17 protein-coding genes are annotated in these 14555 nt (G+C 64.9%); 9 read left to right on the top strand and 8 right to left on the bottom strand.

Annotated elements, in window-relative coordinates:
* The first annotated feature begins 8 nt into the window (after window positions 1-8).
* Both H7A76_RS00315 and H7A76_RS00310 read left to right on the top strand, forming a co-directional pair.
* Window positions 9-569 carry a cytochrome c oxidase assembly protein gene (locus H7A76_RS00315; protein ID WP_185696703.1) on the top strand — a complete coding sequence of 187 codons (561 nt, stop codon included), beginning with the start codon at window positions 9-11 and terminating at the stop codon, window positions 567-569.
* 33 nt (window positions 570-602) lie between these two features.
* A complete protein-coding gene (locus H7A76_RS00310) occupies window positions 603-1490 on the top strand; it encodes a cytochrome c oxidase subunit 3 (RefSeq protein WP_185696702.1) in 888 nt (295 codons plus the stop codon).
* 6 nt (window positions 1491-1496) lie between these two features.
* Here H7A76_RS00310 and H7A76_RS00305 read toward each other — a convergent pair whose 3' ends face one another.
* Window positions 1497-1700 carry a twin transmembrane helix small protein gene (locus H7A76_RS00305; RefSeq protein WP_185696701.1) on the bottom strand — a complete coding sequence of 68 codons (204 nt, stop codon included), beginning with the start codon at window positions 1698-1700 and terminating at the stop codon, window positions 1497-1499.
* Window positions 1701-1770: 70 nt separating this feature from the next.
* On the opposite strand from H7A76_RS00305, the gene H7A76_RS00300 reads away from it, so the two are divergent.
* From H7A76_RS00300 to H7A76_RS00280, 5 genes are read left to right on the top strand one after another with little or no spacing between them, the layout of a single operon-like run.
* On the top strand, window positions 1771-2511 hold the full coding sequence (locus H7A76_RS00300; protein ID WP_185696700.1) for an SURF1 family protein: 741 nt from the start codon (window positions 1771-1773) through the stop codon (window positions 2509-2511).
* Window positions 2477-3067: a hypothetical protein gene (locus H7A76_RS00295; RefSeq protein ID WP_053137961.1), complete on the top strand. Its 591-nt coding sequence runs from the start codon at window positions 2477-2479 to the stop codon at window positions 3065-3067. The genes H7A76_RS00300 and H7A76_RS00295 overlap by 35 nt, the downstream gene beginning before the upstream one ends.
* Window positions 3068-3077: 10 nt before the next feature.
* Complete coding sequence (locus tag H7A76_RS00290) at window positions 3078-4157, top strand: COX15/CtaA family protein (RefSeq protein WP_185696699.1); 1080 nt, start codon at window positions 3078-3080, stop codon at window positions 4155-4157.
* Window positions 4145-5047: a heme o synthase gene (cyoE, locus tag H7A76_RS00285; RefSeq protein WP_185696698.1), complete on the top strand. Its 903-nt coding sequence runs from the start codon at window positions 4145-4147 to the stop codon at window positions 5045-5047. Before H7A76_RS00290 ends, cyoE begins: the two co-directional genes overlap by 13 nt.
* On the top strand, window positions 5044-5679 hold the full coding sequence (locus H7A76_RS00280) for an SCO family protein (protein WP_185696697.1): 636 nt from the start codon (window positions 5044-5046) through the stop codon (window positions 5677-5679). The genes cyoE and H7A76_RS00280 overlap by 4 nt, the downstream gene beginning before the upstream one ends.
* 113 nt (window positions 5680-5792) lie before the next feature.
* On the opposite strand, the gene H7A76_RS00275 is transcribed toward H7A76_RS00280, so the two are convergent.
* From H7A76_RS00275 to H7A76_RS00265, 3 genes are all read right to left on the bottom strand, one after another.
* Complete coding sequence (locus H7A76_RS00275; RefSeq protein WP_185696696.1) at window positions 5793-6566, bottom strand: MetQ/NlpA family ABC transporter substrate-binding protein; 774 nt, start codon at window positions 6564-6566, stop codon at window positions 5793-5795.
* A gap of 61 nt (window positions 6567-6627) precedes the next feature.
* A complete protein-coding gene (locus H7A76_RS00270) occupies window positions 6628-7302 on the bottom strand; it encodes a methionine ABC transporter permease (protein ID WP_085593931.1) in 675 nt (224 codons plus the stop codon).
* A complete protein-coding gene (locus tag H7A76_RS00265) occupies window positions 7302-8309 on the bottom strand; it encodes a methionine ABC transporter ATP-binding protein (RefSeq protein ID WP_185696695.1) in 1008 nt (335 codons plus the stop codon). Before H7A76_RS00265 ends, H7A76_RS00270 begins: the two co-directional genes overlap by 1 nt.
* A 213-nt stretch (window positions 8310-8522) precedes the next feature.
* Here H7A76_RS00265 and katE point away from each other — a divergent pair, with 213 nt between their 5' ends.
* Window positions 8523-10718: a catalase HPII gene (gene katE, locus H7A76_RS00260; protein WP_312026233.1), complete on the top strand. Its 2196-nt coding sequence runs from the start codon at window positions 8523-8525 to the stop codon at window positions 10716-10718.
* Window positions 10719-10754: 36 nt separating this feature from the next.
* Here katE and H7A76_RS00255 read toward each other — a convergent pair whose 3' ends face one another.
* The 4 genes from H7A76_RS00255 to zur are packed head-to-tail and all read right to left on the bottom strand — an operon-like array spanning window position 10755 to window position 13545.
* A complete protein-coding gene (locus H7A76_RS00255) occupies window positions 10755-11474 on the bottom strand; it encodes a PA5502 family lipoprotein (RefSeq protein WP_185696693.1) in 720 nt (239 codons plus the stop codon).
* A 37-nt stretch (window positions 11475-11511) separates the two neighbouring features.
* Window positions 11512-12300: a zinc ABC transporter permease subunit ZnuB gene (gene znuB, locus H7A76_RS00250; RefSeq protein WP_185696692.1), complete on the bottom strand. Its 789-nt coding sequence runs from the start codon at window positions 12298-12300 to the stop codon at window positions 11512-11514.
* On the bottom strand, window positions 12293-13063 hold the full coding sequence (gene znuC / locus H7A76_RS00245; protein WP_185696691.1) for a zinc ABC transporter ATP-binding protein ZnuC: 771 nt from the start codon (window positions 13061-13063) through the stop codon (window positions 12293-12295). Before znuC ends, znuB begins: the two co-directional genes overlap by 8 nt.
* A complete protein-coding gene (zur, locus tag H7A76_RS00240) occupies window positions 13063-13545 on the bottom strand; it encodes a zinc uptake transcriptional repressor Zur (protein WP_185696690.1) in 483 nt (160 codons plus the stop codon). The genes znuC and zur overlap by 1 nt, the downstream gene beginning before the upstream one ends.
* Before the next feature lie 57 nt (window positions 13546-13602).
* Between zur and H7A76_RS00235 the strand changes: the two genes are divergently transcribed.
* A complete protein-coding gene (locus H7A76_RS00235; protein ID WP_312026227.1) occupies window positions 13603-14538 on the top strand; it encodes a metal ABC transporter solute-binding protein, Zn/Mn family in 936 nt (311 codons plus the stop codon).
* Window positions 14539-14555: the final 17 nt, after the last annotated feature.

Below are 14555 nucleotides of genomic sequence, written 5' to 3'. Positions count from 1 at the left end.
ATGGGCCGATGGCTGAGATTTCGTTGAAGAAGCTGGTCACGCGCCTGTTGCTGGTGGTGGTGGCGATGTTCGTCTTCGGGTTCGCCCTGGTGCCGATCTACGACGTGATGTGCAAGGCCCTGGGGATCAATGGCAAGACCAGCGGGCAGTACCAGGATGCGCAACGACAGCAGGTCGATACCTCGCGCCAGGTGCGGGTGCAGTTCCTGTCCACCAACGCCATCGACATGGTCTGGGACTTCTACCCCAAGTCCGATGACATCGTGGTCCACCCGGGTGCGGTGAACGAGATGATCTTCATTGCCCGCAACCCCAGCGACCACCCGATGAGCGCCCAGGCGATCCCGAGCATCTCGCCCAGTAGCGCGGCGGTGTATTTCCACAAGACCGAGTGCTTCTGCTTTACCCAGCAGGTGCTGCAACCCGGTGAGCAGATCGAGATGCCGGTGCGTTTCATCGTCGATCGCGACATGCCCAAGGATGTGAAGCACCTGACGCTGGCTTACACGCTGTTCGATATCACCGCGCGTCATCCACCGGTGGCGGCCGCCGCCAAGACTGGCGGCTAGGCGCCCTGGCGTGCCCGATAAGGAGAACAATCAATGGCGACCCATGAGCACTATTACGTCCCCGCCCAGAGCAAGTGGCCGATCGTCGCCACGCTGGGCATGTTCATCACCGTGGCTGGCCTTGCGACCTGGTTCAACGACCTCAAGGCGGCGCGCCCGGAATCCCACGGTCCGCTGATCTTCTTCGTCGGCGGCCTGCTGCTGGCCTACATGCTGTTCGGCTGGTTCGGCGCGGTGATCAAGGAAAGCCGCGCCGGGCTGTACAGCGACCAGCTCGACCGCTCGTTCCGCTGGGGCATGAGCTGGTTCATCTTCTCGGAAGTGATGTTCTTCCTGGCCTTCTTCGGCGCCCTGTTCTACGTGCGGCACCTGTCCGGGCCCTGGCTTGGCGGCGAGGGACACAAGGGCATCGCCCACACCCTGTGGCCGAACTTCCAGTTCGTCTGGCCGCTACTCGAAAACCCCGATCCGAAGCTGTTCCCATCGCCCAAGGGGACCATCAGCCCCTGGGGCTTGCCGCTGCTCAACACCGTGCTGCTGGTGAGCTCCAGCGTCACCGTGACCATCGCCCACCACGCCCTGAAGAAGGGCCATCGCGGGGCACTGAAGCTGTGGCTGGCGCTGACCGTGGTGCTGGGCTGTGCCTTCCTGGGCTTCCAGGCCAAGGAGTACATCCATGCCTATCACGAGCTGGGCCTGACCCTGGGCTCTGGGATCTACGGCGCGACCTTCTTCATGCTCACCGGCTTTCACGGGGCCCACGTGACCATTGGCACGCTGATCCTGTTCGTGATGCTGATGCGGGTGATGCGTGGGCATTTCGATGCCGAGCACCAGTTCGGCTTCGAGGCCGCCAGTTGGTACTGGCACTTCGTCGACGTGGTATGGATCGGCCTGTTCGTTTTCGTCTACGTGCTCTGAACAGCCTTACCAGGGGGAATGGGACACCAGCTGGCCGCTGAAGAAACCCCAGGCGATCAAGCCCACGGTGATCACGGCCAGGCACACTCGAATACTCAGCGAGGTCAGCAGGCGCTTGGATTGACTGTCGTCCTTGACCAGAAAGAACAGGCCGCTGAACAGGCTGACAACCGTGGCAATCAGCATCAGGACGATGGCTGCTTTGAGCATGGTGGACTCCGGGGGGAAGCGCGATGCAAGTCAGTATAGCGAGTGGATTTCTCACGTTTGCGGCGCGGCCATGAAGGGCTTTCGCCCGGGCCTGGTGCCGACCCTGGTGGTGCTTGCGTTGCTGCCGGTGCTGGTTTGGCTGGGGTTCTGGCAACTGGGGCGTGGCGAGCAGAAGCGCCAGCTGCTGGACAGCTACGCCGAACGCCGGACGGCCGCGCCGGTGCCGTTGTTCGAGCTGCTGGAGGCGTCGGACCCGGCCTTCGCGCGCGTGCGCTTGCACGGGCATTTCGATGGCGAGCACAGCCTGCTGCTGGATAACCGCCTGCACGAGGGCAAGGTCGGGGTCGAGCTGCTGCAACCCTTCCTGGACCAGGCCAGCGGCCGCTGGTTGCTGGTCAACCGTGGCTGGCTGCCCTGGCCCGACCGGCGCACACCGCCGCGTTTCGACACCCCTTCGCAGAGCCTGGACCTGGAGGCCTGGGTCTATGTCGCACCGGGGTCGGCGTTCCAGCTGCATGCCGATCCATCGGGGGCCAGTTGGCCGCGGCTGGTGACGGCGGTGCTGCCGGACAAGCTGTGGGCCGAGCTGGGTCGCACAGGTTTCGATCATGAGGTGCGCCAGGAATCCGGCCCCGGCGCCTATCTCACACAGTGGCCCGTGGTCGCCATGGGCCCGCAAAAGCACCAGGCCTATGCCGCGCAGTGGTTCGCCTTGGCTCTGGCCCTGCTCGCCCTCTACGGCTACTTCGGCTGGCACAACGCAAGGGAGAAACGCCATGGGAACGGCCATGAATCCACCCAACATCTCTGAAACCCGGATGCCCAGCCGGCGGCGCGGTCGCTGGCAACTGGTGCTGATCGTGCTGATGGTGATCGGCCCGATGATCCTCGCCACCTGCATGTACAAGCTGCAGTTCTGGGTGCCGGACAGCCGCAGCTATCACGGCGAGATGATCGGCAATGGCCAGACTCGCGCGCAGATCGGGGTTTTCGCCGAGGACAACCGGTGGCAGATCCTGGTCACCGCGCCCCGGGGCTGCCTCGAGGATTGCCAGCAACTGGTGTACCTGGCGCGCCAGCTCCAGGTGGCCCTGGGCCGCGATGCCTCGCGGGCCAGCCATGCCCTGGCCAGTGCCCAGCCACTGGACGCCGGGTTCGAGGCCAGGTTGCAGCGCGAGTACCCGCAATTGCAGCGCTACCCGCTGGACCTGGCGACCTTCGCCAAGGGTGCCAGGGACTCCCAGGCGCCGCAGCTGTGGATCGTCGATCCCCACAGCAACCTGGTGCTGCGCTATGACGCCGGGGTCAAGGGCAAGGACCTGCTCGACGACCTGCGCCACCTGCTGAAACTGTCGAACATCGGATGAGGGCATCGACATGGCCAAACCTGGATTTCGCCTTGCCTTGTTCGCCACCCTGCTGGCGTTGATCGTGGTGCTGCTGGGGGCCTATACCCGGCTGACCCATGCCGGTCTCGGTTGCCCCGACTGGCCCGGTTGCTACGGTTTCATCAGCGTGCCCAAGAGCGAGGCCCAGCTGGCCCATGCCGAGCTGCACTTTCCCGAGGCGCCGGTGGAAGCGCACAAGGGCTGGAACGAGATGATCCACCGCTATTTCGCCGGCACCCTGGGGCTGTTGATCGTGCTCCTGGCCGCGCGTTCCTGGACCCATCGGCGCTATCCCGGGCAGCCGCTGAAGCTGCCGCTGTTCCTCTTGGCGGTGGTGTTCGCCCAGGCCGCCTTCGGCATGTGGACCGTGACCCTCAAGCTCTGGCCCCAGGTGGTCACCGCGCATTTGCTCGGCGGCTTCGCCACCCTGAGCCTGCTGTTCCTGCTGACCCTGCGCTTGTCCGGCGTGCTGCCGGCGCTGATCGTGCCGCGGCGCCTGCAGCACTGGGCCACGGCCGCCCTGGTGCTGGTGATCGGACAGATTGCCCTGGGTGGCTGGGTCAGCTCCAACTATGCGGCGGTGGCCTGTATCGACCTGCCCACTTGCCATGGGCAGTGGTGGCCGCAGATGGATTTCGCCAATGGCTTCCACCTGACCCAGCACATCGGCCCCAATTACCTGGGCGGGCAGTTGGATAGCGATGCCCGCACCGCGATCCACATGACCCACCGCCTGGGTGCGGTGCTGGTGAGCCTGGTGCTGCTGGGGCTGGCCTGGCAGTTGCGCCAGGTGGGCATGAGCCGCCTGGCCGCCTTGGTATTGGTGGCGCTGGCGACCCAGGTCGGCCTGGGCCTGAGCAACGTCCTGCTGCACTTGCCGCTGCCGGTGGCCGTGGCTCACAACGCCGGGGGCGCTGCCTTGTTGCTGACCCTGGTACTGGTCAACTATCACGCCCGGACCAGCCTGGTGCAGGTCCGCGAACGCCGGCCCCTGGGCTGGCGGCTCAGTCCTCGCAAGCCGGTGTCTGGTCTTGTCACTATCAAAGGAGAGATGCCATGGCGACTCTGATCGATACCCGTCAGCACCCCCAGGCGCTGTGGCGCGATTACCTGGAACTGACCAAGCCCAAGGTGGTGGTGCTGATGCTGATCACCTCCCTGGTGGGCATGTTCCTCGCCACCCGGGCCGGCGTGCCCTGGACCGTGCTGGTGTTCGGCAACCTGGGCATCGGCCTGTGCGCGGGAGGCGCGGCGGCCGTCAACCATGTGGTGGACCGGCGCATCGATGCGCAGATGGCCCGCACGCGCAAGCGTCCACTGGCCGAGGGCCGGGTCTCGCCCCGGGCCGCGCTGGCCTTCGCCCTGCTTCTGGCCCTGGCCGGGCAGGCGTTGCTGCTGGCCTTCACCAATCCGCTCACGGCCTGGCTGACCCTGGCCTCGCTGCTGGGCTACGCGGTGGTCTACACCGGCTTTCTCAAGCGCGCGACGCCGCAGAACATCGTCATCGGCGGCTTGGCCGGCGCCGCCCCGCCGCTGTTGGGCTGGGTCGCCGCCACCGGCCACCTGAGCGCCGAGCCGTTGCTGCTGGTGCTGGTCATCTTCGCCTGGACCCCACCGCATTTCTGGGCCCTGGCCATCCACCGCAAGGAGGAATACGCCAAGGCCGATATCCCGATGCTGCCGGTGACCCACGGCGAGCAGTACACCAAGGTGCATATCCTGCTCTACACCTTCGCCCTGCTGGCGGTGAGCCTGCTGCCCTTCGTGATCCACATGAGCGGCGTGCTGTACCTGGCCTGCGCCCTGATCCTGGGCGGGCGCTTCCTGCAATGGGCGTGGGTGCTGTACCGTGGCACTCGACCACACGCGGCGATCGATACCTTCAAGTACTCTATCTACTACTTGTTCCTGCTGTTCATCGCCTTGCTCGTAGACCACTACCTACTGTTGAACCTATGACCAGAACCCAGAAAACCGTCTTCATCCTCGTTGCCGTGGTAGCCCTGATCCTGGGCCTGACCGTCAATAAAGTCCTGTCCGGCAAAGGCCAGGGCGACCCTACCGCACTGATCGACGCCGGCATCATCCTGCTGCCCCAGAGCCGCACCCTGCCTGCGGTGAAGATGCTCGACCAGGATGGCCAGCCAGTGGTGGTGGACGAGCTCAAGGGCAAGTGGTCGCTGCTGTTCTTCGGCTACACCTTCTGCCCGGACATCTGCCCCACCACCCTGGCCCAGCTACGCCAGATCAAGAGCGAACTCCCCAAGGAGGTGGTGGACCAGTTGCAGGTGGTGCTGGTCAGCGTCGATCCCAACCGCGATACCCCGCAGCAGCTCAAGCAGTACCTGGGCTACTTCGACAAGGACTTCAAGGGTTTGACCGCCTCTTCGGTCGAAGACCTGCAGAAGCTCGCCAATGCCGTGAGCATTCCCTTCATCCCCGCCGACACCAGCAAGCCCAACTACACCGTGGACCACAGTGGCAACCTGGCGGTGATTGGCCCGGACGGCAACCAGCGTGGCTTCATCCGCGCGCCGCTGAACAACCAGAAGCTGGTGGCCCAGCTACCGGCGATGGTGCAACGCAAGTAATGCTTGCCCTGTAGCCGCTGCCGGGGTTTCAGGATGCGGTTACACATAGGCGGTTGAATGCTGAAACGCAACGGGGCGCCCCAAGGCGCCCCGTTGCTGTTTCTGCGAGTCGATCAGAACGCCGGCACGATCGCACCCTTGTACTTCTCTTCGATGAACTTCTTCACCTCAGGGCTGTGCAGGGCGGCAACCAGCTTCTTCATGGCCTCCGAGTCCTTGTCGTCAGGACGGGCCACCAGGATGTTCACGTAAGGCGAGTCCTTGCCTTCGATCACCAGGGCGTCCTTGGCCGGATCCAGCTTGGCTTCCAGGGCGTAGTTGGTGTTGATCAGGGCCAGGTCGACCTGGGTCAGCACGCGCGGGATGGTGGCGGCTTCCAGTTCGCGGAATTTCAGGCCTTTGGTGTTCTCGGCGATGTCCTTGACGGTGGCCAGGATGTTGTTGGCGTCCTTGAGCTTGATCACGCCGGCCTTGTCCAGCAGCAACAGGGCGCGGCCGCCGTTGGTGGCGTCGTTGGGCACGACCACGGTGGCGCCGTTGGGCAGTTCCGACAGTTGCTTGTACTTGCTCGAATAGGCGCCCAGGGGCTCCACGTGCACGCCGGCGACGCTCACCAGCTGGGTGCCCTTGGCCTTGTTGAACTCATCCAGGTACGGCTGGTGCTGGAAGAAGTTGGCGTCCAGGCGTTTCTCCGCCACTTGCACGTTGGGCTGCACGTAGTCGGTGAAGACCTTGACCTTCAGGTCCACGCCTTCCTTGGCCAGGGCCGGTTTGACGAACTCCAGGATCTCGGCGTGGGGCACCGGCGTGGCGGCCACGGTCAGGGTTTGGGCGGCATGCGCGGAGAACGCGGCCATGGCTGCGAAAGCGACGAGTAGTTTTTTCATCGAACAAGCTCCTTGTAAGTCGCCCGACCCCGGGCGCCTGCCGGCCAGCCGGCGATTGCGTTTATTTACGGGAAAAGTGCACTACCAGCTTATCGCCGATGATCTGCAGAACCTGAACCAGCACGATCAGCAGTACCACGGTGACCGACATCACGTCGTCCTGGAAGCGCTGGTAGCCATAACGGATGGCCAGGTCGCCGAGGCCCCCCGCACCTACCACGCCGGCCATGGCGGTATAGCCGACCAGGGCGATGGCGGTGACGGTGATGGCCGCGATGATGCCTGGACGGGCTTCCGGCAGCAGGGCGTTCATGATGATCTGCCGGGTCGTGGCCCCCATGGCCTGGGTCGCCTCGATGATGCCCCGGTCCACTTCGCGCAGTGCGGTTTCCACCAGGCGGGCGAAGAAGGTCGAGGCTCCCACCACCAGCGGCGGGATCGCGCCAGCCACTCCCAGGGAGGTGCCGGTGATCAGGATGGTGGTGGGGATCATCACGATCAGCAGGATGATGAATGGCAATGAGCGGATGGCGTTGACCACGAAGCCCAGCACCGAATACACGCCTTTCTGTTCCAGCAACTGCTTGGGGCTGCACAGGAACAGCAGGACCCCCAGTGGCAGGCCCACCAGCACGGTGAAGAACAGCGAAGTGCTGAGCATGATCATGGTGTCGCTGGTGGCGATGCCGATGTCGACCCAGTCGATGTTGTCGAAGTAACTCAGTAGGCCTTGCATCAGCGCAGCACCTCCATGTGGACATCCGCCGCGGTGAAGCGGGCGAAGGCCGCTTCCATGTCGCCGCCGGTGATGGCCAGGGTCAGTTGCCCGTAAGGGGTGTTCTTGATGCGGTCGATGCGTCCGGCAAGGATGCTGTAGTCGACCCCCGTCTCCCGGGCCACGGTGCCCAGCAGCGGTGCATAGGTGGACTCGCCCTGGAAGGTCAGGCGCACGATGCGCCCCGGTACGTGGGCGAAGTCGTCACGTTGTTCGTTCTCGTCGACCTGCTCGTCTTCCTGGACGAAGCGCTTGGTGGTCGGGTGCTTGGGATGCAGGAACACCTGGGCTACATTGCCTTGCTCGACGATCATGCCGGCGTCCATCACCGCCACCTGGTCGCAGACGCGACGGATCACGTCCATCTCGTGGGTGATCAGGACGATGGTCAGCTTCAGCTCGCGGTTGATCTCGGCCAGCAATTGCAGGACCGACGCCGTGGTCTGTGGGTCCAGGGCGCTGGTGGCCTCGTCGCACAGCAGGATCTTGGGCTTGGTGGCCAGGGCGCGGGCGATGCCGACGCGCTGCTTCTGGCCGCCGGACAGCTGCGCCGGGTACTTGCGAGCATGGTCGGCCAGGCCCACGCGGGCCAGCAGTTCGGTGACGCGCTGGTCGATCTCGGTCCGTGACAGCTCGCCGGAGAGCTGCAGCGGCAGGGCCACGTTGTCGGCCACGGTCTTGGAGGCCAGCAGGTTGAAGTGCTGGAAGATCATCCCGACCTGCTGGCGGAAGCGGCGCAGGCCGCTGGCGTCCAGCGCGGTGATTTCCTCGTTGTCGACGATGATCCTGCCGCCGCTGGGGTTCTCCAGGCGGTTGATCAGGCGCAGCAGGGTGCTCTTGCCCGCGCCGGAGTGGCCGATCAGGCCGAAGACCTGGCCAGCCTCGACCCGAAGACTGGTCGGGTGCAGCGCGGGAATATCCCTACCGGCGACCCGGTAGGTTTTATGGACGTTTTGAAACTCGATCACGTAGCGAACCTTGTGAGGCGCGTTAGAAAGGGGTCAGCGGTTAGCCGGGCGCGCATTTTAGCCTGTCCGTATAGAGGTTCTTAGCATTTATTTCGTAATCATCCTGCCATTTGGCAATAACGCGATCAAAGGTCATAAAAAAGGAACGCTCGCGGCGAATCCCCAGTCACTACCTAAGCCACTCGAAAGCGCCCAGGTGCCGTGCCTTGGCGCATCCGCCCGCGAAGCCCAGGCACGCCCGGGATTTCGCCAACGAGGAGTATGTGTCTGATGAGTACCCAGAAAACCACCCGCTCGAACAGCCAGGCCGCGGGAACCGACACCCTGGACCGGGGCAACAGCAACGCCAAGCTCGAAAGCCTGGAGCGGTTTCGCAGCGACGCCACCGGACAGGCCCTGCGCACCAACCAGGGAGTGAAGATCGCCGATAACCAGAACACCTTGAAAGCCGGTGCCCGCGGCCCTTCGCTGCTCGAAGACTTCATCATGCGGGAGAAGATCACCCACTTCGACCACGAGCGGATTCCCGAGCGCATCGTCCATGCCCGCGGCACTGGCGCCCATGGTTACTTCCAGAGTTATGCCGATCATTCGGCGCTGACCAAGGCCGGTTTCCTGCGTGATCCGGGGAAAAAAACACCCGTGTTCGTGCGCTTTTCCACGGTCCAGGGACCAAGAGGCTCCGGCGATACCGTGCGTGACGTGCGCGGCTTTGCGGTGAAGTTCTTCACCGACGAGGGCAACTTCGACCTGGTGGGCAACAACATGCCGGTGTTCTTCATCCAGGATGCGATCAAGTTCCCCGACTTCGTGCATGCGGTGAAACCCGAGCCGCACAACGAGATTCCCACCGGCGGTTCGGCCCATGACACTTTCTGGGACTTCGTCTCGCTGGTGCCGGAGTCGGCGCACATGGTCATCTGGGCCATGTCCGACCGGGCCATTCCCAAGAGCCTGCGCAGCATGCAGGGTTTCGGTGTGCACAGCTTCCGTTTCATCAATGCCGAGGGGCGCTCGCACTTCGTCAAGTTCCATTGGCATCCGTCGGTGGGCACTTGTTCGCTGCTCTGGGACGAGGCGCAGAAGCTGGCGGGCAAGGACACCGACTTCCACCGCCGTGATCTCTGGGAGGCCATCGAGATCGGCGACTACCCGCAATGGGAGTTGGGCGTGCAGATCATCGCCGAGGAGGACGAGCACAAGTTCGAGTTCGACATTCTCGATCCGACCAAGCTGATTCCCGAAGAGCTGGTGCCCATCACGCCGCTGGGCAAGATGGTGCTCAATCGCAACCCGGACAACTTCTTCGCCGAGACCGAGCAGGTGGCGTTCTGTCCTGGGCATATCGTGCCCGGCATCGACTTTTCCAATGACCCATTGCTGCAGGGCCGGCTGTTTTCCTACACCGATACCCAGATCAGCCGCCTGGGCGGGCCCAACTTCCACGAGTTGCCGATCAACCGGCCGGTAGCGCCGTTCCACAACAGCCAGCGCGACGCCATGCATCGCTCCACCATCGACAAGGGGCGGGCTTCCTACGAGCCCAACTCGATCGACGGCGGCTGGCCCAGGGAGGCCCCGCCGGCGCCGGAAAACGGCGGTTTCGAGAGCTACAACGAACGTATCGATGCGCACAAGATCCGCCAGCGCAGCGAGTCGTTCAGCGATCACTTTTCCCAGGCGCGGCTGTTCTACAACAGCATGAGCAAGCATGAACAGGAACACATCATCGCCGCCTACAGCTTCGAGCTGGGCAAGGTCGACCGGCCGCAGATTCGCGAGCGGCAGGTGCAGCAGATCCTGGCCAACATCGATTTGCAGCTGGCCAAGCGGGTGGCCGAGAACCTCGGCCTGCCGGTCCCGACCAAGGGCACGGTGGCCGAGCGCAAGATGTCGCTGTCGCGCTCGCCGGCCCTGAGCCAGGCCAATTTGTTATCCGGAGACATCAAGACTCGCAAGGTCGCGGTGCTGGTGGCCAATGGTGTCGACGGCGCGGCAATCGCTGCGCTGCAAAAGGCGCTCAAGGCCGAAGGCGCCCACGCCAAGCTGCTGGGGCCGACTTCGGCCGCGGTGACGACTGCCCAAGGCAAGCCACTGGCAGTGGATGCGTCGATGGAGGGTTTGCCGTCGGTGGCGTTTGACGCCGTGTTCGTGCCGGGTGGTGCCCAGGCGATCAAGGCCCTGGCCGGCGATGGGGTCGCCCTGCACTACCTGCTCGAGGCTTATCGGCACCTGAAGGCCATCGCCTTGCACGGCGAAGCCCGTGAGTTGTTGCAGCGTCTTGGGCTGGAGGTGGACGAGGGCTTGATCGTCGGTGGCGATGCCAAGGCCCTGAAAGCGTTCTTCGCCGCTATCGCCCAGCATCGGGTATGGAGTCGCGAACCCAGGGCCAGGGCGATCCCGGCCTGAGGCGGTTGCCGGCAGCCTGCGGGCTGCCGGCCACGGTCATTGCGCCTGGCGTGGGGTCAGGACCATTTGCGCCGGCACATGGCGCACGATCTGCCGGCCGATCTGCTGCTGGAAGTCGGGGTCGAGCTTCTTCACCCGCTTGCCCAGCAGGGTCGAGAGCCAGGGGTAGTCTTCGCGGCGCGGTACCTGGATGGTCACATCGCACTGGTAATTCACCACATCCGCGGCCAAGGCATCGAGCTGCCGGCGCAGCTTGCGAATGTCGGTGACGTTCAAGGCGATGGTGCTGCTGGGCGCCGAGGGGTCGATCAACTTGGCGGCAGGGCGTGCTTCAGCAGCCTTCAGCGCGGCTTCGGCCTTGTCCAGCTCGGCTTTGCGGGCGTGGGCGATGGCGCTGTTGACCCCACCGGTCAGCGCCGGCGCCTTGGGCATCAGCGCCCGGGCACGGCTCAAGGCAGTGGCCGCGGCATTCACATCGCCTTTTTGCAGGACGATCTGGCTGCGTTGCAGATAGGCCTCGGCCAACTGGCGCTGGTACTGCACCAATTGCTGATCGTCCGGCGTTTGCCCCTGCATCGCGGCGAGCTGGTCCTCGGCGGTCGCCAGTTCGTTGCTGGCGATGCTTTGTTGCAGCTGTGCGATGGCCGTGGCCCGCGCATCGGGGACCTCGGTGGCCGCCGGTGGCGTGCTTTGGCAGGCTCCCAGCAGCAGGAAAAATGCGACAAGGAGCAGATAACGGGAGGCGAACGGCTTCATTCCTGCGACTCTCTAATTGCGCAAAAAGCGAGCAAGTCTACACCCCTCGACGGGGCAGAACAAAACTCAGCAGAAACAGTGCGGCCGCCGTGACCACGATCGACGGCCCGGCCGGGGTGTCCTTGAACCAGGACAACGCCAGCCCGCCGCCCACGGCCAGCATGCCCAGCAGGCTGGCGCCCAGGGCCATCTGCTCCGGCGAGCGGGCGTGCCGCTGTGCCGCAGCGGCCGGGATGATCAGCAGGGAGGTGATCAGCAGCACCCCGACGATCTTCATCGCCACGGCGATCACCACTGCGATCAGCAGCATCAAGGTCATGCGCAGCGAGGCCACGGGCAAGCCCTCGACCCTGGCCAGTTCCTCGTGCACGGTGATGGCCAGCAATGGCCGCCACAGCGCCACCAGCAGCAACAGGACAGCGGCGCTGCCGCCGAGGATCCACGCCAGGTCGCCGGGGCTGATCGCCAGCAGGTCGCCGAACAGGTAGGCCATCAGGTCGATGCGCACCTCATGCATGAAGCTTAGTACCACCAGGCCCAGGGACAGGGTGCTGGGTGCAAGAATTCCCAGCAGCGTGTCGGATGCCAGGGGCTGGCGCTGTTGCAGGGTGACCAGCAGCACCGCCAGCAACAGGCAGCCGACGGTGACCGCCACCGCCGGGCTGACATCCAGCAGGAACCCCAGGGCGACGCCCAGCAGCGCGGCATGGGACAGGGTGTCGCCGAAATAGGCCATGCGCCGCCAGACCACGAAGGAGCCCAGGGGGCCGGCGACCAGTGCCAGGGACAAACCTGCGAGCAGGGCGTACAGCAGGAAATCAGCCATGCTTGCAGTTTTCTCCGTGCACATGGGGCTGGACCACCACCGAGCCGTGCAGGTCGTGGGCGTGGTCATGATGGTGGTGGTAGATCGCCAGGCTCGGTGCGTTCTTGCCGAACAGCTCGACGAAGGCCGGGTCGCCGCTGACCTGCTCGGGGTGCCCGGAGCAGCAGACGTGGCGGTTGAGGCAGACCACCTGGTCGGTGGTGCTCATCACCAGGTGCAGGTCGTGGGAAACCATCAACACGCCGCAGCCATGGCGGTCGCGCAGGCGGGTGATCAGGCTGTAGAGCTCGGCCTGGCCGGCCACGTCGACACCCTGAACCGGCTCGTCGAGGACCAGCAGCTCGGGCTCGCGCAGCAGCGCCCGGGCCAGCAGCACGCGCTGCATCTCGCCGCCGGAAATGCTTTGCACCGGGCTGTCGATCACCTGCTCGGCGCCCACTTCCTTGAGTGCCGCCAGGGCCCGGGCGCGGTCCACCCCGGGCACCAGGCGCAGGAAGCGCAGTACCGACAGCGGCAGGGTCGGGTCGACATGGAGCTTTTGCGGCATGTAGCCCACCCGCAGCCGGGGCTTGCGCCAGACGCTGCCGGTATCGGGCTTGAGCAGGCCGAGCACGGCACGCACCAGGGTGGTCTTGCCGGCGCCGTTGGGGCCGATCAGGGTGACGATCTGCCCGGGTTCGACGCTGAGCTGGATGTTGTCCAGCACTGGCTGCCCGGCAAAGGTCACCCCGACCTGCTCGAGGCGGATCAATGCAGTGCCCATCAAGCCCCCTGGCAGCCCGAGCAGAGCCCGACCACTTCCACGGTCTGGCCTTCGACCACGAAGCCGACGTCGCGGGCGCTGCCGATGATCGCGTCGCTGATGGATTTCTGTTCTAGCTCGATGGCCGCGTGGCACTCGCGGCAGATCAGGAACTGGCCCTGGTGCGCGTGTTCCGGGTGGTTGCAGCCGACGAAGGCGTTGAGCGAGGCGATGCGGTGCACCAAGCCGTTTTCCAGGAGGAAATCCAGCGCCCGATAGACGGTCGGCGGCGCGGCGCGGCGGCCATCCTGCTCGCTGAGTACCGCCAGGATGTCATAGGCGCCCAGGGGCTTGTGGCTTTGCCAGACCAGCTCCAGCACCCGCCGGCGCAGGGCGGTCAGGCGCAGTCCCTGCCGCGTGCACAGGGCATCGGCCTCAGACAGTGCGTTGTGCACGCAGTGAGAGTGGTCGTGTGGTCGGCTGGCGAGGGGTGTTTTAGGCATGAGCGGCGACGAGGTTGGTGAGAGACGTTATTATGTTACCCGTTATCGCCTCTTCGAGTGTCCATCGTGCCCCGACTTTTTCGTCTTTTTGTCGCTTTTACCTTCAGCTTGTTCGCGATCGGTTCGGCCCAGGCCCAGGCCGAGGTCCGGGTGCTGACCAGCATCAAGCCGCTGCAATTGATCGCCGCGGCCGTGCAGGACGGCGTGGCGATTCCCGAGGTGTTGCTGCCGCCGGGCGCCTCGCCGCACAACTACGCGTTGCGCCCATCCGATGTGCGCAAGGTGCAGAGCGTGGATCTCTTGTACTGGATCGGCCCGGACATGGAAGGCTTCCTGCCGCGTGTACTGAAGGGCCGCAGCCTGCCCTCGGTGGCGGTACAGGACCTGCCAGGCATGAAGCTTCGGCGCTTTGCCGAAGACAGCCACTCCCACGCAGAGGAGGCCGACGAGCATGACCACGATCATCGCCCGGGCACCCTGGACGCCCACCTCTGGCTGTCGCCGGTCAACGCCCGGGTGATCGCCACTCGCATGGCGGCCGACCTCAGCGCCGCCGATCCGGCCAACGCCGCGCGCTACCAGGACAACCTGAAGGCTTTCAGCGAGCGCCTGGACGCCCTGGATACCCGCTTGAAGGCGCGCCTGGCTGGCATCGCCGGCAAGCCGTATTTCGTCTTCCATGAAGCCTTCGACTATTTCGAGGACGCCTATGGCCTCAAGCACGCCGGGGTGTTCAGCGTCGCTGCCGAGGTGCAGCCGGGGGCCCAGCATGTGGCGGCCATGCGCGCGCGCCTGCAGCAGGTGGGCAAGACGTGTGTGTTCAGCGAGCCGCCGCTGCGTCCGCGGCTGGCGGAAACCCTGGTGGCCGGGCTGCCGGTGAAGCTGGCCGAACTGGATGCCCTGGGTGGCTACACCCCGGCTTCGGCGACAGGCTATGAGCAGGTGCTGGAGAAACTAGGCAACGACCTGGCCGGCTGCCTGGAGCAGTTGTAACCGGGTTTCCAGCACGG

Source organism: Pseudomonas sp. MSSRFD41 (assembly GCF_014230245.1).
In the GTDB taxonomy this organism is placed as follows: domain Bacteria; phylum Pseudomonadota; class Gammaproteobacteria; order Pseudomonadales; family Pseudomonadaceae; genus Aquipseudomonas; species Aquipseudomonas piscis.
The sequence above is the reverse complement of the archived record's forward strand: the minus strand, read 5'-3'. Positions and strand labels throughout refer to the sequence as shown.